Origin of the sequence: Thiohalocapsa sp. ML1 (assembly GCF_001469165.1) — a bacterium.
GTDB lineage: Bacteria > Pseudomonadota > Gammaproteobacteria > Chromatiales > Chromatiaceae > Thiohalocapsa.
Genome location: NZ_JABX01000022.1, coordinates 51,703 through 71,494 on the forward strand (window position 1 = coordinate 51,703; position 19,792 = coordinate 71,494).

Here is a 19,792-nt window from a genome sequence, read left to right on the forward strand (position 1 = left end):
GCGCGTCGCGCAGGAACCCCGCGATGGACTGGCCCGGCAGCGTGTACCGGATCACGGCGGCGGACGGCGAGCCCGGCTTCGGCACCGGCTTCGTCGTGCGGCACGATGGCGACCTTGTGCTGCTCGTCACCTGCTGGCACGTGGTGCGGGACATCGGCCGGGAGCACTTGCAGATCGACGGCCTGCCTTGCGCACTCCTTTCCACCGACGGCGACGACGAGCTGGACCTCGCGCTGCTCGCCGTCCGCGGCCTGCCGGCGGCCCGCCCACTGCCGCTCGCCGCGGCCGGGGCCACCGGACGGCGCTTCGCCACCTTCGGCTACGAGCCCACCGGCCGGCCGCTGGCGGGCGAGCTGGGCGCGCGCACCTGGCGCGACCACGCGAGCCACGCGAAGCTCCCCGCCTGGGACTTCTATCTCGATGACCGCCGCGCGCTGGAGCGCATCCGCGAAGGCTACAGCGGCTCGCCCGTGGTGGACGCGGCGACCGGCGCGGTGGTCGCGGTCATCACCCACGGGCGCGACGACACCGGCTTCGCCCTCGACATCGCCAACCTGCCGCGGGTGCATCCGCCGGCGCAGGCGTGGCTCGACCCGCGGCCCCCTGTTGCGTCCCCGGACGACGACCACGACTACCAGACCCGCCTCGAATCCGCGCTCGCGAAGCTCCTCGACCACCAGTCGCAGCTTGTCGGCGTCGCGGAGCTGCTCGCCGCGCGCACCGATCGGGTGCTGATCGGCGTCGTCGAATGCAGCGCCGAGGACTGGCCCAGCTACCTCGCCCATCACCTGCAATGCGCTCAGGCGACGGACCCTGCCGATGCCATCCTGAGCGAGGCCATCGAGCTGAACCTGCGCCGGCGCAGCGACGCCAGGGCGATCTGGAGCGCGCTGGTGGAGACCGCCAACGGCGTTAGCGCGCCGAGCGACGATGCCCGGCGCACGGCCGTCCGCGCGCTGCTCGCCGGCCCCGGGCTGCGCGTGCTCTACGCCCACGTCGACGTCCGGCTGCACGGCCGGCACCTCGCCGCGCTCATCGACGGCGCCGCCGCGGACCTGCGTGCGCTGGGCGAGCTCGGCACCGAGACTCGCGTGCTGCTGCTGATCGGCGCCGGCCGCGATCCCGAGCGCCCGCCGTTCTGGTGGCGCTGGCGCCATCGGCACGCGGTGCGGCGGCTGGACTGCTGCCACGGGCTCACCGCCATGGCGCCGCTCACCGGCGAGGACGTGGAAGGCTGGTATCAGGACTTCCCGGCGCTGCTGCGCCACTGCCTGGACCGCGACCGCATCAAGACCGAGCTGCTGGACCTGTTCGCCGCGCAGGGCGCCGTCCGCTACCAGCGCGTGCGCAAGCTGCTGCTCGGCGACGGCGTGGCCGACCCGGGCGCGCTGCGCCGCGCGCGCCTGCGCCCCTGCGATCGCAGCGCCCGGTGAGCCCCGGTCGCAGCCGTGCAGCTAGCCCGTGACCGTCTGAACACCCCAGCCCCGAGCACCCGCCACCATGTCCGACACCCGCTTCTACCGCGGCCAGGGCCACCGCGAGCCCAAGACCGCCGACGCCCTGCCCACCGTGGACCTCGAGACCATGCGCCGTCCCGAGGACTACCGCGCCACCCCCGAGCTGGCCGCCGCCGTGGACGTGGCCCTCACGCTCGGCATGCCGCTACTGCTGACCGGCGAGCCCGGCTCCGGCAAGTCCGGTCTCGCCGACAGCCTCGCCTGGGAGCTGGGCTTGGGCGAGCCGCTGCGCTTCCCGGTCAAGTCCGACACCGAGTCGCGCGACCTCTTCTATCGCTTCGACACCGTCGGCCGCTTCCATGCCGCGCAGGCGCGCCCGGCCGACGGCGGCGACGAGGACCGCGCCGACGCCGGGCGCTTCATCGCCTTCGAGGCCCTGGGCCAGGCGATCCTGCACGCCAAGCCGCCCGCCATCGAGCAGGAGCTGCGCCTGCCGCCCGGCAGCCTCGCCCACCCCGGCGCGCCGCGCCGCTCCGTCGTCCTCATCGACGAGATCGACAAGGCGCCCCGCGACGTGCCCAACGACATCCTGGTGGAGATCGAGCGCATGGCCTTCGGCATCCCGGAGCTCTCCGGCAGTGGGCGCGCGCTGGTGCAGGTGGCCCTGACTCCCGAGGAGGCTCGCTGGCGGCCCATCGTCATCTTCACCAGCAACTCCGAAAAGGCCCTGCCGGACCCCTTCCTGCGCCGCTGCGTCTACCACCACCTGGGCTTCCCGCCCTTCGATGCGGACCTGAAGCCGGACGCCCAGGGCAACCTGCCCGAGGACCGGGTGACCGTGGACACCATCGTCGCCGCCCGGCTCGGCAGCCGCTTCCAGCGCAAGCAGCAGGCCGAGGCCAATGTCGCCGACGCCCTGGACCTCTTCCGGACGCTACGTGGCGAAGGGCTCGGCCTCACCCGCCGCCCGACCCTGGCGGAGCTGCTGGACTGGCTCGACCACCTGATGCCCCAGCGCCTGCCGCCGAGCGCCTGGACCCAGCTCGCCGCACTGCGCGCCGGCGGCGACGCCGACACCGAGCAGCGGCTGCTCACCGCCATCACCAGCCTGCTGCTCAAGCGCCCGGCCGACAAGGCCCGCGCCCCGACCCTGCTCGCGCAGTGGCGCCAGACCCGCAACGCCCGGCAGTGATGCCGCACGTGCCGCAGCAGCGCCGCGGCAGCGCGGATTTCCGGCTCGCGACGCCATGCCGGGGCTCGCGACACCGCTCCAGCGGTGTCGCGCGTCTCGGGGCGCTCCCGCGCCCAAGCCGGTTCCCGCCAAGCGCCGCCTGACCCGCCCGTGACGGACCACCAGCACCCCCCCGACGCCCTCGCGCACCTCGGCGCCGCGCTGCCGGACCTCGCCCGGCGGCTGCGCGAGGCGGGCCTGCCGTGCAGCCCGGACCGCTGGCACAACCTGCACGATCTGCTGCTGGCCCTGGCCGAGCAGGGCCGGCTGCCGGCGGACCCGGCCCGGCTGGAGGCCCGCGTCGCCCCGCTCTTCTGCGCCGATGAGCAGGACCAGCGCCGCTTCCGTGTGCTGTTCCGGGCCTGGGCGCAGGCGCACCCGTCGCCGCTGGCGCGGGCGCAACCCGCACCGCCCCCGATGCGGCTGCGCGGCTGGCTGCTGTTGCTCGCCCTGCTGCTGGTCGCGGCCGTGACCGGTCTCTATATCTACAACGAGACGCTCCCGATCGAGGAGCCCGACACCGGCCAGCAGCAAACTCCAGACCCGCCGCTCCAGCAACCCGACTCCCTGCGCGAGCGGCCCCCGCAACCGCCCCAGCCCGACCCGGCCGCCGCCGACGCCGCGCCCCTGACCATCCCACCCCGCCTGCCGCCCCCGCCGCCGGCGCTGGACCCCCACCACCGCGGCCTGCTCCGCTTCTACGGCCACCTCTGCCTGCTCCTGCCGCCCTTCGTCGCCGGCGCCTGGCTACTGCTCAGCGTCATCACCTGGCGCACCGTGCTCGCGCGGCGCCGCGGCGACCCGAATGACCCGCTGCTCGGCGTCGCGCTCAAGGCCGGCGCCGACGACCTGCTGGACACCCCGGCGCTGCGCGAGACCCTGCGCCGGCTGCACGCGCCGGTGGCCTGGCCCACCCGCCGGCTCGACGCCCGCGCCACCGTGGAGCGCTCCGCCCGCCAGGCCGGACTGTTCGAGCCGGTGCGCCGGCACCGCCGCGGCGTGCCGGAGCTGGTGGTGCTGCTGGAGGTGCACCACGCCGGCGACCAGATGGCCGGGCTCGCCGGCCAGCTCGTACAACGCCTGCGCGATGCGGGCCTCACCGTGCACCGCTACGACTACCGCGACGGCCCCGAGCGGCTGGTGGACGCCGCCGGCCTGCCCGTCGCGCTGGCCGATGTCGCCGCCCGGCACGCCGGCGCGCGGCTCCTGATCGTCGGCGAGCCGCTGGCCCTGATGGACCCCTTCGCCGGGCGCCCGCGCGCCTTCCTCGGCGCCCTCGACGCCCTGCCGCGGCGGGCGCTGCTGTGCACCCGCCGGCCGCCGGCCGCCTGGGAGCGGGCGCTCGGCGCCGCCGGGCTCGCGGTGGCCGAGATCGGCAGCGACGGCATCCGGGAGCTGGTGCTGTCCTTGGGCGGCCTGCGCGCACCGGACGCCGCCGCGGCGAGTCCCGTCCCGGGCGCCCCCGAGCCCGCCCCCGCTTCAGCCCCAGCGCTGCCCCGCGCCGTGCAGTCCGCCGCCGAGCTCGGCGACACACCGCCCGCCACGGACGAGCGCCGCGCCCTGCTCACCGCGCTGGACGCTTTCCTCGGCAGCGACGGCGCCGCGCTGCTCGCCGCCGTCGCCGCCTACCCGCAACTGCACTGGGGCCTGACCCGGGTGCTGGACCTCAACCTGTTCCCGGCGGACGACGCCGAGCCCCGCGAGCGCCGGCTGCTGGCCCTGGCGCGGCTGCCCTGGTCGCGCCGCGGCTGGCTGCCGGACTGGCTGCGCGAGGCCCTGCTGGAGCGCCTGCCCGGCCGCGAGCGCCGCCGCCTGCGCCGGCTCTACCGCGACCTGCTCCAGGCGCGCACCGCCGGCGTCGACGCCGCCTTCGAGCTGCCCATCGCGCTGCCGGAGCGCGGCGGCCTGCTCGCCGGCGCCTGGCGGTGGCTCTGCGAGCGCGGCTGGCGTGCGGGGCGCTGGCTCGCCGCCCTGCGCGGCCTCGCGGACGACCACGGCGCGCTCAACGACGCCATCTTCGCCGACGTGCTGTTCGGCTGGCGCATCCGGCTCCTGGACTTCACCGTCGCCCGCCGCCTGCTGCGCGGCCACTTGGGCGGCGCCCTCGGCCGCGCGCTGATGCCGCGCCTGCTGCTCGCCCTGCTGCTCGGCTGCGCCGGCGCGCTGCTCGCCGACCGCGCCTGGCACGGCTGGATCAAGGACACCCATGCCCATCCCTACCTGCTGGCCGGGCAGCAGGCCATGCACCACCGGTATCAGGTCCGCATCTGGCACCGTCCCGAGGCCGCGGCCCTGGCCGCCGCGCTGCGCGACACCCTGCAAGCCGAGGGCTTCACCGCCGCCATCGCTTCTGAGCCCCTGGCCCTGCCCGCCGGCCAGGCCCCGCCCGCCGCCTGGATCAACCAGCTCCAGCTCGACCCCGCCGCCGACCCCCACGCCGGCAAGATGGCCGAGTACATCAGCGAGCGCGTGACCTGGCTTAGCTGGGGCACGCCCGTCACGCAGAGCAGCCCGGTGCAGGTCTGGGCCGGCCTCGCCGCCTTCGCCGAGCCGCCGGCGGCACGGGAGCTGCGGGTGCTGCTGGCGACGCCGGGGGCGACGCGGGCGCGGTTCCGGGATGGGCTGGGGCGGGAACTGAGTGAGGCGGAGCTGGCGGAGTTTGCGCGTATGTCGAACCCGTCCGAGGTAACTGAGGCAGTCGAAGGCGGTGCCCCTAGGTCGCGGCCGAGGGCCACCGAGCAATCGTCTGAAGACGTCGCTCCGTCGGGTCACCTGCTCTCTGACGACCCGTCGGTGGAGGAGGGCGACTCTTCCGAACAGGCGCGACTGGATGGGCGCGACAGCGTCGATGTCGACCTTTCTTCGCCTAAGGTCGAACTAACAATAAATGACACCCTCACGACTGGCGCGATAGATGTCGGCAAAGACTCCTACGGGAACCCGCGAGTTCTCCTGCGCGACACACTCAAGGACGGCAGCCCCGGCCCCGAGATGATCATGCTGCCCGACGGCAGCTTCAAGATGGGCTCGCCGCCGGGCGAGCCGGCGCGCTGGGACGATGAAGGCCCGCAGCGCGAGGTCCGCATTGCCCCCTTCGCCATCGGCCGCACCGAGGTCACCTTCGCCGAGTACGACCGTTTCGCCGAGGCCACCGGCCGCTACAAACCGTATGATTCTGGCTGGGGCCGCGGCGACCGGCCGGTGATCAATGTCTCCTGGAACGACGCCCAAGCCTATGCCGAATGGCTGTCCGACCAAACGGGCGAGCGCTACCGCCTGCCCACGGAGGCGGAATGGGAATACGCCGCCCGCGGCGGCACCACGACGCCCTTCTGGACCGGCGACTGTATCCACACCGGCCAGGCCAACTACAACGGCAACTACGACTACAACGGTTGCGGCGCTAGGACCGGCGTCCACCGCGCGCAGACTGTCCCGGCCGGGAGCCTGCTGCCGAACGCCTTCGGCCTGCACGAGGTCGCCGGCAACGTCTGGGAGTGGGTCGAGGACTGCCTTCACGGCGATTACGACGGCGGCCCTGCGGACGGCAGTGCCTGGCGTAGAGCCGACGAGGTCAAGTGCATTCGGCGCGTGCTCCGGGGCGGAGCGTGGAATGACAGCGCCTCGCATCTGCGTTCCGCCAATCGCCATAGCTTTCATCAGACCGGCGAGAATGGCCACACAGGCTTCCGTGTCGCCAGGGTATTGTGATCTTTTTGCTCTGGTCTTCCTCGCGACACCGCTCCCGCGGTGTCGCGCCGCTCCCGGCGCTCCCGGGGCTCCGCGCCCAGTCCATGCCCGTCTGCCCTTCCGCGACATCGTGTGAGCCCGCCCGCGAAGTCCCAATACTTGCCCACAGCTTCCGCAAGCCCGAGGGAGATTCCAGCATGAAACCCGATCTGGCCCTGGATTCCGTCGAGGACAATAGGTGTGCGATGGAGGCTCTGTCCGACTCGCTGTCGCGCGACTCCGACACGGTGGCGTCGCCGGCCTGGCATGGCGACATCCTCGCCGAGCGCCGTGCGGCGCTGGAGCGGGGGGAGGCGCTACCGTTGGACCTCGATGACGTGAAGCGGCGCATGCGCGAGCGGACCTGGGCATGATCCATCGCCGACATTGACCGATGCAACCGCTCCTCGACCCCAAGAACGACTACGTCTTCAAGCGTCTCTATGCCTCGCGACACCGCTCCCGCGGTGTCCCGCCGCTCCCGGCGCTCTGCGCCTAATCCACGCCCGTGGCAGGTTCAGTCCGCAATCCGCTCGGGCGTTGCGGCCCTGCGCCGTGCGTGATAGCCGGCCCGGGGCGCAGAGCGCCGGCACACGGGTGACACCGCGGGAGCGGTGTCACCAGCCAAAAGAATGGCCGCGGAGAGGTCTGGCTTCGTTGATGTATCAGGGCGCGCCGGTGTTGGATACGTTGTGCCTCGCGACACCGCTCCCGCGGTGTCGCGCCGCTCCCGGCGCTCCGCGCTCAGTCAACGCAAGTCTGCCCCGTCCGCGACATCGTGTGAGCCCGCCGGCGAAGTCCTATACTCGCCCACAGCTTCCGGAATCCCTAGGGCGGTTCCAACATGACAGCCGATCTGCCCGTGGATCAGATGACGGTCGAGGACAAGCTGCTGGAGATGGAGGCCCTGTGGGGCTCGCTGTCGCGCGATCCCGACACGGTGGCGTCGCCGGCTTGGCATGGCGAGGTCCTCGCCGAGCGCCTTGCGGCGCTGAAGTGCGGGGAGGCGGTGCTGCTGGACCTCGATGACGTGAAACGGCGCATGCGCGAGCGTACGCAGTGAGGATCCGGCTGCTGCCCCCATGCACCCGCTCCTGGACCCCAAGAACGACTACGTCTTCAAGCGTCTCCTCGCCGACGAGCCGGCACTCTTGCTGGCGCTGATCAACGCCGTGCGCCGGCGCGCGCCGCCCATCAGCGCGCTTGAGGTCCGCAACCCGGCCATCGACCCGGACGAGCTGCGTGGCAAGTACATCGTGCTGGACATCCTCGCCGAGGACGAGCGCGGGGGGATGCACAACGTCGAGATGCAGGTGCGACGCTTGCGTGCCCAAAGCGCGCGCAGCACCTATTATCTGAGCAAGCTGATCAGCGGCCAGCTCGTCGCCGGGCAAGCCTACGAGCGGCTCTGCCCGGCCATCGGCATCCACCTGCTGGACTACGATCTGTTCCGCGCCCCCGACCACGCGCAGCAGGCCCTCTGGTGCTTCGAGATGCGCGATGCCGACACGCCGAGCGTACGGCTCGGCGAAGAGCTGCAGCTGAATCTGGTTGAGCTGCGCAAGGCCGACCGGCTCGCGAGCCTGCCGCCGGCACTGCGCGCCTGGATCACCCTGTTCGAGCACTGGCAGGAGGAGCAACGCATGTCCCAGATCACCGACGAGCCCGTCCGCCGGGCCTACGACAAGCTCAAGACCCTGAGCCAAGACGCCGAGGCGCGTCGCCTCGCCTTCGTGCGCGAGCGCGCGCTGCACGACGAGGCGACGCTGCTGCTGGAGGCGCGCGAGGACGGCCTTGAAGAAGGCCGCAAGGAAGGCCTTCAGGACGGCCGCCAGGCGGCAATGCGCGAGGCTGCCGCCAACATGATCTACCGCACCGCGCTCGACGACGCGGCCATCGCGGCCATCACCGGTCTAGATGCCGAAATCATCGCCGAGCTGCGACAGCGCGATTGAGTCGGCGGGGCAGGGCGCCGTGGTCCGCGGTCAAGCGTCTGTCGTCCCCGTAGGCCACGCCCTGGGCGAAGACCGCATGCGGCGGAGCGTCCTCGGCCAGTTGACCGTGTGCCTTCGCACGCCTTGCTCGCGGTGACCTTGCACGCCGAGAAATTCCGTGCCCGGTGCTGGCGGACTATCCTTGCGGCTGCCGTCCTCCCGGCGCTGCTGTCGGCGTCGGTGGCGGGCGCGCAGCCGCCCTCGGCGGCAGAGCAATCGGACCCGACCCTGCCGCCGGAGCCTTGCACGAGCCTTCCCGGGCAGGGGCCGGAGATGGTGCTCATCGAAGGCGGGACCTTCCTGATGGGCTCGCCGGAGGGCGACGACGAGGCCGCCGATGACGAGCGGCCAGCGCATCAGGTGACCGTGCGGCCCTTCGCCATCGCCAGGTGCGAGACGACCGTTGCCGAGTTCCGCGAGTTTGTTCGCGACACCGGCTATGTCACGGTAGCCGAGCGCGGCACTGGCTGCTTCAGAATCGATTCGGACACCGGCGCTTTCCTTCGCCGCTCGGATGCAAACTGGGAGTCGCCGGGCTTCCGCCAAATCGACAACCATCCCGTTGTCTGCGTGTCACGCAATGACGCGATGGCTTACGCCCGCTGGCTCGGCCTGCGCACGGGCACCCGCTACCGCCTGCCCACCGAAGCGGAATGGGAGTACGCGGCACGTGCGGGAACGCGCAGCCGCCGATTCTGGGGCGACGATGCCGACCGAGGCTGCGGATTTGCGAACGGCGCGGATCTCTCTGCCAAGGCGCGCTTTCCGGATTGGTCCACGATGGACTGTCACGACGGCTTCGTCCTTCCCGCCCCCGCCGGCAGCTATCGGCGCAACGCCTTCGGGCTCTCGGACATGATCGGCAACGTCTGGGAGTGGGTCGAGGACTGCTGGCATGACAGCTATAAAGCCGCGCCGACCAACGGCGGCGCCTGGCTCGGCGAAGATGCGCGGGACTGCGCGGGGCGTGTCGTGCGCGGCGGCGCCTGGAACTATCGACCGTCCGGTTTGCGCTCCGCGAACCGCTTCCGCCGTGGTGCCGGTGACACGAGCGCCAACGTCGGTTTTCGTCTGGTCAGGGACATATCCAACTGAATTTTTCAAAGAGGTGTTTGCGTCATATCGGTTGGCGCTGCACGCCGGTCGAGCGAAACATAAATCTGTCTCACGTTTGCTGAGTACCAGTACCGGCACAACATGTTGCGTTTGCGCAGGATACACGCCACAAGCTAATCTAGCCGCCAGGGTTTTTCCGAGGTCTTCGATCACGGAGCGCAACATGGTCTCAAGAGAGCTTTTCCTTGCTGTCGCCGTCGTAGGCGGCTTGGTAGCCGGCGCCTACGCTGTCGTGGACCGGAACGGCCCCCGGCAGCTCGATGCCGACGATCAATCGCGCCGCGCGCCGGATTTATGGGTTCAACCCGACGACGTGATCGATCTGGATGGCCAGAGTGCAAGGGTGGGCGGTTTGACCGGTGCCGGCACAATCCGGAACACAGGCGACGCTCCGGCGACGCTGATCATCACCGGCGGTCGATACGGGAGCGACTACTTCACAGGCGTCGTGGACGATAGGGGTGGTGCCCCTTTGTCCATCACGAAGACCGGGGCGTCGCGACAATTCATGGTCGGACCGTCGCCTTACGCGGGGCGCGGGCAAATCATCATCGAGGACGGCCGGTTGCTGACTCGTTGACAGGCGATTTTTTCTCCCTCGCGACACCGCTCCCGCGGTGTCGCGGCTCTCCCGGCGCTCTGCGCCCTGTCCGCGCCCCTGGCAGGCGCAGTCTGCAATCCGCCGGGGCGTTGCGGCCTTGCGCCCTCTCGCGCTCGACGGCCCGCGGCGCGGAGCGGCGGCACACGGGTGACACCGCTGGGGCGGTGTCATCAGCTGATCTCCTAGAACGATCCGCCGTACTGCACCAGGACGCCCCGATGCAACCCCTCCTCGACCCCAAGAACGACTACGTCTTCAAGCGCCTGCTCGCCGACGAGCCGGCGCTGTTGATGGCGCTGATCAACGCCGTGCGCTGGCGTGCGCGGCCCATCAGCGCGCTTCAGGTCCGCAACCCGGCCATCGATGCCGACGAGCTGCGCGGCAAGTACATCGTGCTGGACATCCTTGCCGAGGACGAGCGCGGGGGGATGCACAACGTGGAGATGCAGGTGCGGCGCCTGCGTGCCCAAAGCGCCTGCGGCACCAAACAAGCGCGCGGAGCACCTATTATCTGAGCAAGCTGATCAGCGGCCAGCTCATCGCCGGGCAAGCCTACGAGCGGCTCTGCCCGGCCATCGGCATCCACCTGCTGGACTACGACCTGTTCCGCGCCCCGGAGCACGCGCAGCAGGCGCTCTGGTGCTTTGAGATGCGCGATGCCGACACGCCGAGCGTGCGCCTCGGTGATGAGCTGCAACTGAATCTGGTTGAGCTGCGCAAGGCCGACCGGCTGCCGAATCTGCCGCCGGCACTGCGCGCCTGGATCACCCTGTTCGAGCATTGGCAAGAGGAGCAACGCATGTCCCAGATCACCGACGAGCCCGTGCGCCGGGCCTACGAGAAGCTCAAGACCCTGAGCCAAGACGAGGAGGCGCGTCGCCTCGCCTTCGTGCGCGAGCGCGCGCTGCATGACGAGGCGACGCTGTTGCTGGAGGCGCGCGAGGACGGCCGCGAAGAAGGCCTTGAGGCAGGCCACGACGCCGCAATGCGCGAGGCCGCCGCCAACATGATCCGCCGCACCGAGCTCGACGACGCGGCCATTGCCGCCATCACTGGCCTCGATACGGCCGTCGTCGCCGACTTGCGACGGCGCGTTTGAGTTGGCGGCATCGAGCACCGGTAGCCCCTGGAACGAGCCGGGAACCGCAACAGGAAGACCAGTTCCCCATGCACCCGCTCCTCGACCCCAAGAACGACTACGTCTTCAAGCGCCTGCTCGCCGACGAGCCGGCGCTGTTGATGGCGCTGATCAACGCCGTGCGCCTGCGCGCGGCGCCCATCAGCGCGCTCGAGGTGCGCAACCCGGCCATCGATGCCGACGAGCTGCGCGGCAAGTACATCGTGCTGGACATCCTTGCCGAGGACGAGCGCGGGGGGATGCACAACGTCGAGATGCAGGTGCGGCGCCTGCGTGCCCAAAGCGCCTGCGGCACCAAACAAGCGCGCGCAGCACCTATTATCTGAGCAAGCTGATCAGCGGCCAGCTCATCGCCGGGCAAGCCTACGAGCGGCTCTGCCCGGCCATCGGCATCCACCTGCTGGACTTCGACCTGTTCCGCGCCCCCGAGCACGCGCAGCAGGCCCTCTGGTGCTTCGAGATGCGCGATGCCGACACGCCGAGCGTGCGCCTCGGCGAGGAGCTGCAACTGAATCTGGTTGAGCTGCGCAAGGCCGACCGGCTGCCGAATCTGCCGCCGGCACTGCGCGCCTGGATCACCCTGTTCGCGCACTGGCAAGAGGACGAACGTATGTCCCAGATCACTGACGAGCCCGTCCGCCGGGCCTACGAGAAGCTCAAGACCCTGAGCCAAGACCAGGAGGCGCGCCGCCTCGCCTTCGTGCGCGAGCGCGCGCTGCACGACGAGGCGACGCTGCTGCTGGAGGCGCGCGAGGACGGCCACGACGCGGCAATGCGCACGGCTGCCGCCAACATGATCCAGCGTACCGAGCTCGATGATGCTGCCATCGCGGCCATCACCGGTCTCGATGCCGCGGTCATTGCCGAGCTGCGAAAGCGGGGTTGAGGGGCGGGCAGGGCGCCGTGGTACCTGGTCACGGGCGCGTTGTCGCGTTGTGCATCGCCTAAGGCGCAGATGACGTGTGCTAAACGGTTGCAAGCCTTGCCAAGGGCGTTTGGATGCGGCATCGGAGTTTCGCCAGCGACCGGGAGCGCCGGCCGCCAGCCGCCGTCGTGACTGCACTGCGTCGTGCGATCGCAACGAGCTGGCGGGTATGCGCGCGCTGTCGACGAGGGCGGGACGCAGTTGCGCGCGCCAAGCGGATCGGCAGTCTCCGGCCGCAGAGGATTTGGGCGGGCGCTCGGCATCGCGGCTGGAACGCCCGCACCAAGTATGGACGATGCGGCAAAACCAAGCCAAACACTCGGATACTTGATAAGCCATCCGGCAATCCCACTTCCCCGGCACCGCGTGTTAGCTCCACTAGTCTCAGCTCCAGTCGAGGTATGCCGATGGACGTGCTCGAACGTATCGACCAGCAGGTCAAGAACAACCCCGTCGTGATCTACATGAAGGGCACGCCGCAGATGCCGCAGTGCGGCTTCTCCATGCGCGCATCGCAGGCGCTCGGCGAGACGGGCATCCCCTTTGCGTACGTCAACGTGCTGCAGGACCCTGAGATCTTCGAGAACCTGCCGCGCTATGCCGACTGGCCGACCTTCCCGCAGGTCTACATCGGCGGCGAGCTGGTCGGCGGCTGCGACATCACGCTCGAGATGCACGCCAAGGGCGAGCTGAAGCCGATGATGGAAGAGGCCGCCGGGAAGACCGAGGGCGGCGACGCGGCTTGAGGCTCGGCGCGCGGGGCACCCGCGCGTCGGCGCCGCTGTTGCTGATTCGGATTGAGGAACGAGGCCCGGTCGGTGGTTGCGAATGGCCACCGCTCGTCGGGCTGCCTGCGTTTTCCCGATCTACACCGTCGAGCCCAAGCTTGCGATGCGCTGAGCCTGCTCAGCGCGCCAAACGTCTCATCCAACCGCACCGGCCGGCCCCATCCCCATCGAGAGCGCCCGCCACTTGTTGACGATGGCGCAGAACAGCGCGGCTGTTTTCTCCGCATCGTACACGGCCGAGTGCGCCTCGCTGTTGTCCCAGCCGAGCCCGGCGGCCTGGGCCGCCTTCGCGAGCACCGTCTGGCCGTAGGCGAGCCCCGCCAACGACACCGTGTCGAAGACGCTGAAGGCGTGGAAGGGGTCGCGCTTGAAATTGGTGCGCTCCACTGCCGCCCGCAGGAAGCCCAGGTCGAAATGGGCGTTGTGGCCCACCAGGATGGCCCGGGTGCAGCCCTCGCTCGCCACGGCCTTGCGGATTGGCCGCAGCACCCGTTGCAGGGCATCGTGCTCGGCCACGGCGTCGCGGAACGGGTGGTGCGGGTCGATCTTGTTGAAGGCCAGGGCGCGCGGGTCGATCTCGGCGCCGATGAAGGGCAGCACGTGGCAGGCGACGGTCGGTCCCGGCGCGAGCAAGCCGGTCTCGTCCATGCGGATGATGACGGCGGCGATCTCAAGCAAGGCGTGGCGGCGGGCGTCGAAGCCGGCGGTCTCGACGTCCACCACCACCGGCAGAAAGCCGCGGAAGCGGCCGGCGATGGTCGGTTGGGGCCCGGCGCCGGCGAGGGCGTCGAGCATGCTTGGCAATTCACTGTTCATCCCGGCAGCATACGGAGTCACCGCCGCCGACGCCAAGCCGACGCGCCCGGCGGCATAGAACCATAACGACAACGCCAACCACCACCACTCGCGGAGACCATTCATGCGCCCTTGCGCTGCGCTGGCCCTGGCCTGCTGGCTGCTGTTCGCCCTGCTGGCGCCGGCCCGGGCGCTGGAGGAGGCGCCGCCGCGCACTGATGTCGGTACAGCCGCTCAAGCCCCGTTGCTCGCGTCGGTGGCGCGCGCGGCCCCGGTGCCGCACGCGCAGGGGCGCCTGTTTGAGTTGCGCCGCCCGGATGCCGCTGCCCCCGGGGCAGCGCCGAGCTGGCTTTTCGGCACCATCCACAGTGACGACCCGCGCGTGCTCCGGCTGTCGCCGGTCGTGGCGGACGCCCTGGCCGGCGCCGACACGCTGGTGCTGGAGGTGGCGCCGGACGCCGCCGCGATGCAGACCGCCGCCGCCGCGATGCGCCTCGGCGACAACCGGCGCCTTGCCGACGTGCTGGCGCCGGCGCTGTACTGGCGCTGCATCGCGGCGCTTAACGCGCGCGGCCTGCCCGAGGTGGCGGTGCAGGACCTCAAGCCCTGGGCCGTGATGACGCTGCTCAGCATGCCGCCCGCGCGCACCGGGGAGTTTCTGGACCGCCATCTGTACAACCTCGCCGTCGCGGCCGAGACCCCCGTGCTCGGCCTGGAAACCACGGCGGAGCAACTGGCGCTGTTCGACGCGCTGAGCCCTGTAGACCAGCGTGCGCTGTTGCGGGCGACCCTTGCGACTTTGGACGAGCAGCCGCGTAAGCTCGACGAGCTTATGGACGCCTATCTGGCGGGCGATCTGGGCACGCTGCTGGCGTTGAGCGAGGCCGAGGTGCCGGGCCTCGCGCCCGCGCTGCAAGCGCGTTTTCGCCACGCGCTGATCGATGCGCGCAATGCCCGCATGCTGCGCCGCATCCAGGCGCTGCCGGAGGCGGGCGGCTACTTCATCGCCGTGGGCGCGCTGCATCTGCCCGGCGCGGCGGGCCTGCTGCGCGGGCTGGAACAGGCGGGCTACGCCGTGCGCCCGCGCCAGTGAGCACCGGCGCTGACCAGCCCGGCCGCGCCGCGCCGCGGGGCAGGCACCCGCGCTGTGTTAAGATCCAGCGCCTTTTCCCAGCCGTGACCCGTCGCCGATCAAGGGGGATCGCCGCATGCTTATTCGGCCCGCGCGCGCCGCGCTCGTAATGGTGGTGCTGGCCGCGCTTGCGGGTTGCGCCTCGGTGCCAGAGGGTGCCCGAGACCCGCGGGACCCCTGGCAGCCCTACAACCGGGCGATGTTCAAGTTCAATACGGACTTCGACAACGCCTTCATGAAGCCCGCGGCGCAGGCCTACCAGGCTGTCACACCGCAGCCCGTGGACGAGGGCGTCACCAACTTCTTCAACAATGTCGCCGATGCCAGATCCGCGGTAAACAACGTGCTGCAGTTCAAGCTCTCGCGCGCCGGCAGCGACGTGGGCCGGGTGTTCATCAACAGCACCGTGGGCGTCGGCGGCTTCTTCGACGTGGCGACTAACGTCGGCCTGCCGAGCTACAAGGAGGACTTCGGCCAGACCCTAGGCTACTGGGGCATCGGCGACGGACCCTACTTCGTCATGCCCATCCTGGGGCCGAGCAGTGTGCGCGACACCGTCGGCTTCGCCGGTGACATCGCGGTCGACCCCTTCTTCAGCATCAGCGAGGAGGAGATCTACTGGGGCTTTGTCGCCCTGCGCATCGTGGACCGGCGTGCCGACCTGCTCACCGCCGGCGAGCTGGTGGACGAGGCCGCCATCGACCGCTACGCCTTCATCCGCGACGCCTACCTGCAGCGCAGGCGCATCCTCGTCCACGACGGCAATCCGCCCGAGGACGAAGACGACCCGGTGATGTGGGAAGACGTCCCGCCGCCGGAGCTTTGACTGGTGCCGAGGCTTCTGCCTCGGCACGGGGATCCCGCGGCGCAGCCGCCAGTTCACGGCCCAAGGCGGCAAGAGCCGCGTGAGCTATCTCCACTAAATCGGCCTGGACAGCGAGCCGTCACGGACTGGGAGCGCCGGCTTTCAGCCGGCTTCGCGCGCCGGGGGCTCGATGCCCCCGGCGTGCGATCACTGCGCTGGAGCAGGGCGACTGCCCATGCCGCGCCGCCGGGCGGGCGACCGCGCATGTGCCCTCTTAGGCGATTGCCGGAAAAAAACGTACCGAATGGCGCAGGATTTTCGTCTGCCTTCAAGGAGCGGCAGCGGGTGCATAGTCGAACTATGCACCCGCTGCCGCGACGCAGAAGGCGGGCGAAAAGACAAGCCAGGCGGTATGTTTTTTGACAGAAATCGCCTTAGCAGCCCAGACGCCGCCGACGCGGCATCGAGCCGCGACGGCGCCGAGCCGGCTGGAAAGCCGGCGATCCTGGTCAGCCGCGCGTCGGCGAGACGGCGGATGCATCTTCTCGCGACACCGCTCCAGCAGTGTCGCGCATCTGCGGGCGCTCCGCGCCCCGAGCCCCGCCGACGGAAGAGACCGATGACTGGTGCCCTGCGCAGCAGGCGATGAAGCCTCAGCCGGCTCGAAACTCGATCTTGTCGTACACGTCGGCCAGCGCGAGCGCGCAGCGGATGCTGGGCAGTGCGATCTCGTCCGCCGGCCGGTCGAAACTGCTGAGTATCCAGCGGCCGGCGTCGTCGCGGGTGTAGAGGTCCACCTGCACCCGGTGCTGGGCCACCAGCAGATACTCCCGCAGCGACGGCACGCTGCGGTAGAGGGCGAACTTGTCGCCGCGGTCGTAGCCCTCGGTGCTGGAGGAGAGCACCTCGCAGATCAGGCTCGGGTTCAGCAGCAGGTCGCGGCGGTCGTCGTGGAAGCGCTGCTCGCCGCAGAGCGCCATCAGGTCCGGGTATTTGCCGGCGCCGGCGGACTCGATGTGCAGCTTCATGCCGCTGGCGTAGACGTGGCAGGGGCGGGTTTTGGCCTGCGTCCACAATAGGCCGTTGATGTTGCTGATAATGCCGTTGTGCTCGGCGGTGCCGCCGGCCATCGCAAAGACCTCGCCGCCGCTGTACTCGGTGCGCTCGTCCAGGCTCTCGCGCTCGGCCGCGAGCCAGTCCTCGAAACTCAGGTGCGGTTTGGGTTGCAGGGCCATGGTGAGCGGTACCGGGCGGGTGCTGACGGGGAGGGCCGCGGGCCGGCTGCGGGTCATCCTGCCGTCGGTGCATGCCGGAAAGGATAGCGCAAGATGCCCGCACAAGTGTTTCCGACGCTTCGAGAGGCGTGGCCTCGACACCGGACCGGAGTCTCTCACGCAGCGTCGCGAATGCCCGCGTGAATGACGACTTCGTCAAATGGTGTCGTCAGCTTTCCATCGTCGGAGCGCTCAAGCAGTCCCGGGGACAATAGGGCGTCGGCGTCGCGCTGAACCGCTTCCGGGCTTTGCCCGAGCACGTCGACCAAGCTCTCGACGGTCGTGTGCTCTTGCGTCGCGACCGCTTGCATCAGCAGCAGGCGTTGCTCGGTGATGGCAGCGAACAGCTCGCGAAGCGAGCCGAACGCCAACTTGGCGGGGCGCGCTTGGCCACGCTCGGGGGCGTGCCAAGCGGCGGCGAAGGCGGCGAGCGCCGTGCTGGGGGCGATGACGCTGATCTCGACGCGTTTCATGGCCAATTCCAGCCCGCGATGCGGGCTTAACCTGACAAACGTTCTGCAATGTCGATGTCCTTGCGGAGCAGATCGTTGACCAGCGTTTGCACATCTTTGGCTCCCGCATGGCGGCGTAGATGCCGAAGGACGTCGACATCAAGATAAATCGGCAGCTCGATGTCGTCGGCGGGTACGTAGAATCTGCCTTGCTCGGCCTTCGAGAAATCGTATTCGTCTTTCATCGCTGTAACCTGGCTTCGTAGATTAGTCATCGGTCTTGCAACTCAGTGGCTGGGCCAGGGCAGTCGGATGCCGCTTTCGAGGCCAGCGCTCAAGCCGCCAACCCCCGCCCCCGCAGCTCCTTGATCTGGTCCCGAATCGCGGCGGCCTTCTCGAACTCCAGCTCCCGCGCCGCGCGGTACATGTCGCGCTCCAACTGCTTGACCTTGGCGGCCATCTGCGTCGGCGTGAGGTCGGCATATTCCGCGATCTGCTCGGCGACCTTGGCGTATTCGCGGGCGCTGCGCGGCGCGCCGGGGGCGTGCGCCTCCATGATGTCGGCGACGGCCTTCTTGATGGTCTGCGGCGTGATGCCGTGCTCGGCGTTGAAGGCGGTCTGCTTGGCGCGGCGGCGCTCGGTCTCGTCGATGGCGCGGCGCATGGAGCCGGTGATGTTGTCGGCGTAGAGAATGGCCTTGCCGTGGGCGTTGCGCGCGGCGCGGCCGATGGTCTGGATCAGCGAGCCCTCGGAGCGCAGGAAGCCCTCCTTGTCGGCGTCCAGGATGGCCACCAGGCTGACCTCCGGCATGTCCAGACCCTCGCGCAGCAGGTTGATGCCGACCAGCACGTCGAATTCGCCGAGCCTCAAGTCCCGAATAATCTCGACGCGCTCGACGGTGTCGATGTCGCTGTGCAAGTAACGCACGCGCACGCCGTGCTCGCTGAGGTAATCGGTCAGATCCTCGGCCATGCGCTTGGTCAGCGTGGTGGCCAGCACGCGCTCGTCCACCGCGACGCGTGCGTGGATCTCGCTCAGTAGGTCGTCCACTTGCGTTAGGGCCGGGCGGACCTCGACCTCCGGGTCCACCAGCCCGGTCGGGCGCACCACCTGCTCGACGATGGCGCCGGAGTGCTGGTGCTCGTAATCGCGTGGCGTCGCCGAGACGTAGATCACCTGCGGCTGCTTGGTCTCGAATTCCTCGAAGCGCATGGGCCGGTTGTCCAGCGCGGAGGGCAGACGGAAGCCGTACTCCACGAGATTTTCCTTGCGCGAGCGGTCGCCGCGGTACATGCCGCCGAGCTGCGGCACGGTGACGTGGCTCTCGTCGATGACCAAAAGCGCATTGGCCGGCAGGTAGTCGAACAGGGTCGGCGGCGGCTCGCCGGGGCCGCGCCCGGACAGGTATCGGCTGTAATTCTCGATGCCGGAGCAATAGCCGACCTCCACCATCATCTCCAGGTCGAAGAGGGTGCGCTGCTCCAGCCGCTGCGCCTCCACCAGCTTGTCGTTGGCGCGCAGCCATTCGAGCCGGTCGCGCAGCTCGTCCTTGATCTGCTCGACGGCGCCGAGCACGACCTCGCGCGGGGTGGCGTAGTGGGTCTTCGGGAACACCGTGTAGCGCGGCACCTTGTGCTTCAGCTCGCCGGTGAGCGGGTCGAACAGGGTCAGGCCCTCGATCTCGTCGTCGAACAGCTCCACGCGCAGCGCCTCGTCGTCGGACTCCGCCGGGAAGATGTCGATGACGTCGCCGCGCACCCGATACGACCCGCGCGACAGCTCGATCTCGTTGCGCCGGTATTGCAGCGCGGTGAGCTGGCGCAGCAGCGCGCGCTGGTCGATGCGCTCGCCGCGGGACAGGTGCAGGACCATCTTGAGATAGGCCTCCGGGTCGCCCAGGCCGTAGATGCTGGACACCGTGGCCACCAGGATGACGTCCGGGCGCTCCAGCAGCGCCTTGGTGGCGGACAGGCGCATCTGCTCGATGTGCTCGTTGATGGAGGCGTCCTTCTCGATGTAGGTGTCGGACGCCGGCACATAGGCCTCCGGCTGGTAGTAGTCGTAGTAGGAGACGAAGTACTCCACCGCGTTGTGCGGGAAGAACTCCCGCATCTCGCCGTAGAGCTGGGCGGCCAGGGTCTTGTTCGGCGCCAAAATCAAGGTCGGGCGCTGTACCTCGTGGATGACGTTGGCGATGGTGAAGGTCTTGCCGGAGCCGGTGACGCCGAGCAGCGTCATGCCCGCCTCGCCGTCGCGCAGGCCCTCCAGCAGCCGGCGGATGGCCGCCGGCTGGTCGCCGGCCGGCGCGAACTTGGAGACGAGCTCGAAGGGCTTGGACATGGTGCTTGTCGTGG

At 69.9% G+C, this 19,792-nt stretch carries 20 protein-coding genes; 15 read left to right on the forward strand and 5 right to left on the reverse strand.

Annotated elements, in window-relative coordinates; genetic code table 11:
• Positions 1 to 23 precede the first annotated feature (23 nt).
• The 13 genes from ML01_RS15000 to grxD all read left to right on the forward strand — a co-directional run bounded on the left by ML01_RS15000 (position 24) and on the right by grxD (position 12,937).
• Entirely contained in the window at positions 24 to 1,433 is a 1,410-nt protein-coding gene (locus tag ML01_RS15000; RefSeq protein ID WP_058556213.1) for a serine protease, read from the forward strand.
• 67 nt (positions 1,434 to 1,500) lie between these two features.
• Positions 1,501 to 2,649: a MoxR family ATPase gene (locus ML01_RS15005; RefSeq protein WP_058556214.1), complete on the forward strand. Its 1,149-nt coding sequence runs from the start codon at positions 1,501 to 1,503 to the stop codon at positions 2,647 to 2,649.
• 150 nt (positions 2,650 to 2,799) lie between these two features.
• Positions 2,800 to 6,399 carry a formylglycine-generating enzyme family protein gene (locus ML01_RS30670; RefSeq protein WP_058556215.1) on the forward strand — a complete coding sequence of 1,200 codons (3,600 nt, stop codon included), beginning with the start codon at positions 2,800 to 2,802 and terminating at the stop codon, positions 6,397 to 6,399.
• A gap of 176 nt (positions 6,400 to 6,575) precedes the next feature.
• Complete coding sequence (locus ML01_RS28825; protein ID WP_156427741.1) at positions 6,576 to 6,791, forward strand: addiction module protein; 216 nt, start codon at positions 6,576 to 6,578, stop codon at positions 6,789 to 6,791.
• 470 nt (positions 6,792 to 7,261) lie between these two features.
• The gene (locus tag ML01_RS15015; protein WP_058556216.1) at positions 7,262 to 7,480 is read left to right on the forward strand and encodes an addiction module protein; all 219 of its coding nucleotides are present in this window, start codon (positions 7,262 to 7,264) and stop codon (positions 7,478 to 7,480) included.
• A 19-nt stretch (positions 7,481 to 7,499) separates the two neighbouring features.
• The gene (locus ML01_RS15020) at positions 7,500 to 8,372 is read left to right on the forward strand and encodes an Rpn family recombination-promoting nuclease/putative transposase (RefSeq protein WP_058556217.1); all 873 of its coding nucleotides are present in this window, start codon (positions 7,500 to 7,502) and stop codon (positions 8,370 to 8,372) included.
• Between the two features lie 312 nt (positions 8,373 to 8,684).
• Positions 8,685 to 9,506, forward strand: coding sequence for a formylglycine-generating enzyme family protein (locus ML01_RS15025; RefSeq protein ID WP_058556218.1), 822 nt, complete (start codon positions 8,685 to 8,687; stop codon positions 9,504 to 9,506).
• Positions 9,507 to 9,690: 184 nt separating this feature from the next.
• Positions 9,691 to 10,107 (forward strand): hypothetical protein, encoded by a 417-nt coding sequence (locus ML01_RS15030; RefSeq protein WP_058556219.1) that lies wholly within the window; start codon positions 9,691 to 9,693, stop codon positions 10,105 to 10,107.
• A gap of 239 nt (positions 10,108 to 10,346) precedes the next feature.
• Entirely contained in the window at positions 10,347 to 10,643 is a 297-nt protein-coding gene (locus tag ML01_RS30250) for a PD-(D/E)XK nuclease family transposase (protein ID WP_216819193.1), read from the forward strand.
• A gap of 23 nt (positions 10,644 to 10,666) precedes the next feature.
• A complete protein-coding gene (locus tag ML01_RS15035; protein WP_254045273.1) occupies positions 10,667 to 11,227 on the forward strand; it encodes an Rpn family recombination-promoting nuclease/putative transposase in 561 nt (186 codons plus the stop codon).
• Positions 11,228 to 11,295: 68 nt separating this feature from the next.
• Positions 11,296 to 11,592, forward strand: a complete 297-nt coding sequence (locus tag ML01_RS28830) for a PD-(D/E)XK nuclease family transposase (protein ID WP_156427744.1) — start codon at positions 11,296 to 11,298, stop codon at positions 11,590 to 11,592.
• A gap of 23 nt (positions 11,593 to 11,615) precedes the next feature.
• Positions 11,616 to 12,152, forward strand: coding sequence for an Rpn family recombination-promoting nuclease/putative transposase (locus tag ML01_RS27450; protein WP_254045274.1), 537 nt, complete (start codon positions 11,616 to 11,618; stop codon positions 12,150 to 12,152).
• A gap of 446 nt (positions 12,153 to 12,598) precedes the next feature.
• Positions 12,599 to 12,937 (forward strand): Grx4 family monothiol glutaredoxin, encoded by a 339-nt coding sequence (grxD, locus tag ML01_RS15045; RefSeq protein WP_058556259.1) that lies wholly within the window; start codon positions 12,599 to 12,601, stop codon positions 12,935 to 12,937.
• A 177-nt stretch (positions 12,938 to 13,114) separates the two neighbouring features.
• Here grxD and rnt read toward each other — a convergent pair whose 3' ends face one another.
• Entirely contained in the window at positions 13,115 to 13,774 is a 660-nt protein-coding gene (rnt, locus tag ML01_RS15050; protein ID WP_058556220.1) for a ribonuclease T, read from the reverse strand.
• Positions 13,775 to 13,898: 124 nt separating this feature from the next.
• Between rnt and ML01_RS15055 the strand changes: the two genes are divergently transcribed.
• Together ML01_RS15055 and ML01_RS15060 are read left to right on the forward strand one after the other, a co-directional pair.
• Complete coding sequence (locus tag ML01_RS15055; RefSeq protein ID WP_058556221.1) at positions 13,899 to 14,867, forward strand: TraB/GumN family protein; 969 nt, start codon at positions 13,899 to 13,901, stop codon at positions 14,865 to 14,867.
• Between the two features lie 115 nt (positions 14,868 to 14,982).
• Entirely contained in the window at positions 14,983 to 15,732 is a 750-nt protein-coding gene (locus ML01_RS15060) for a VacJ family lipoprotein (protein WP_058556222.1), read from the forward strand.
• Positions 15,733 to 16,364: 632 nt separating this feature from the next.
• Here the strand turns inward: ML01_RS15060 and ML01_RS15065 are convergent.
• The 4 genes from ML01_RS15065 to uvrB all read right to left on the reverse strand — a co-directional run bounded on the left by ML01_RS15065 (position 16,365) and on the right by uvrB (position 19,778).
• Positions 16,365 to 16,946, reverse strand: a complete 582-nt coding sequence (locus ML01_RS15065) for a Uma2 family endonuclease (protein WP_058556260.1) — start codon at positions 16,944 to 16,946, stop codon at positions 16,365 to 16,367.
• A gap of 155 nt (positions 16,947 to 17,101) precedes the next feature.
• Positions 17,102 to 17,458 carry a hypothetical protein gene (locus ML01_RS15070; protein WP_058556223.1) on the reverse strand — a complete coding sequence of 119 codons (357 nt, stop codon included), beginning with the start codon at positions 17,456 to 17,458 and terminating at the stop codon, positions 17,102 to 17,104.
• Positions 17,459 to 17,484: 26 nt separating this feature from the next.
• Entirely contained in the window at positions 17,485 to 17,682 is a 198-nt protein-coding gene (locus tag ML01_RS15075) for a hypothetical protein (RefSeq protein WP_058556224.1), read from the reverse strand.
• Positions 17,683 to 17,771: 89 nt separating this feature from the next.
• Entirely contained in the window at positions 17,772 to 19,778 is a 2,007-nt protein-coding gene (gene uvrB, locus ML01_RS15080) for an excinuclease ABC subunit UvrB (protein WP_058556225.1), read from the reverse strand.
• Positions 19,779 to 19,792: the final 14 nt, after the last annotated feature.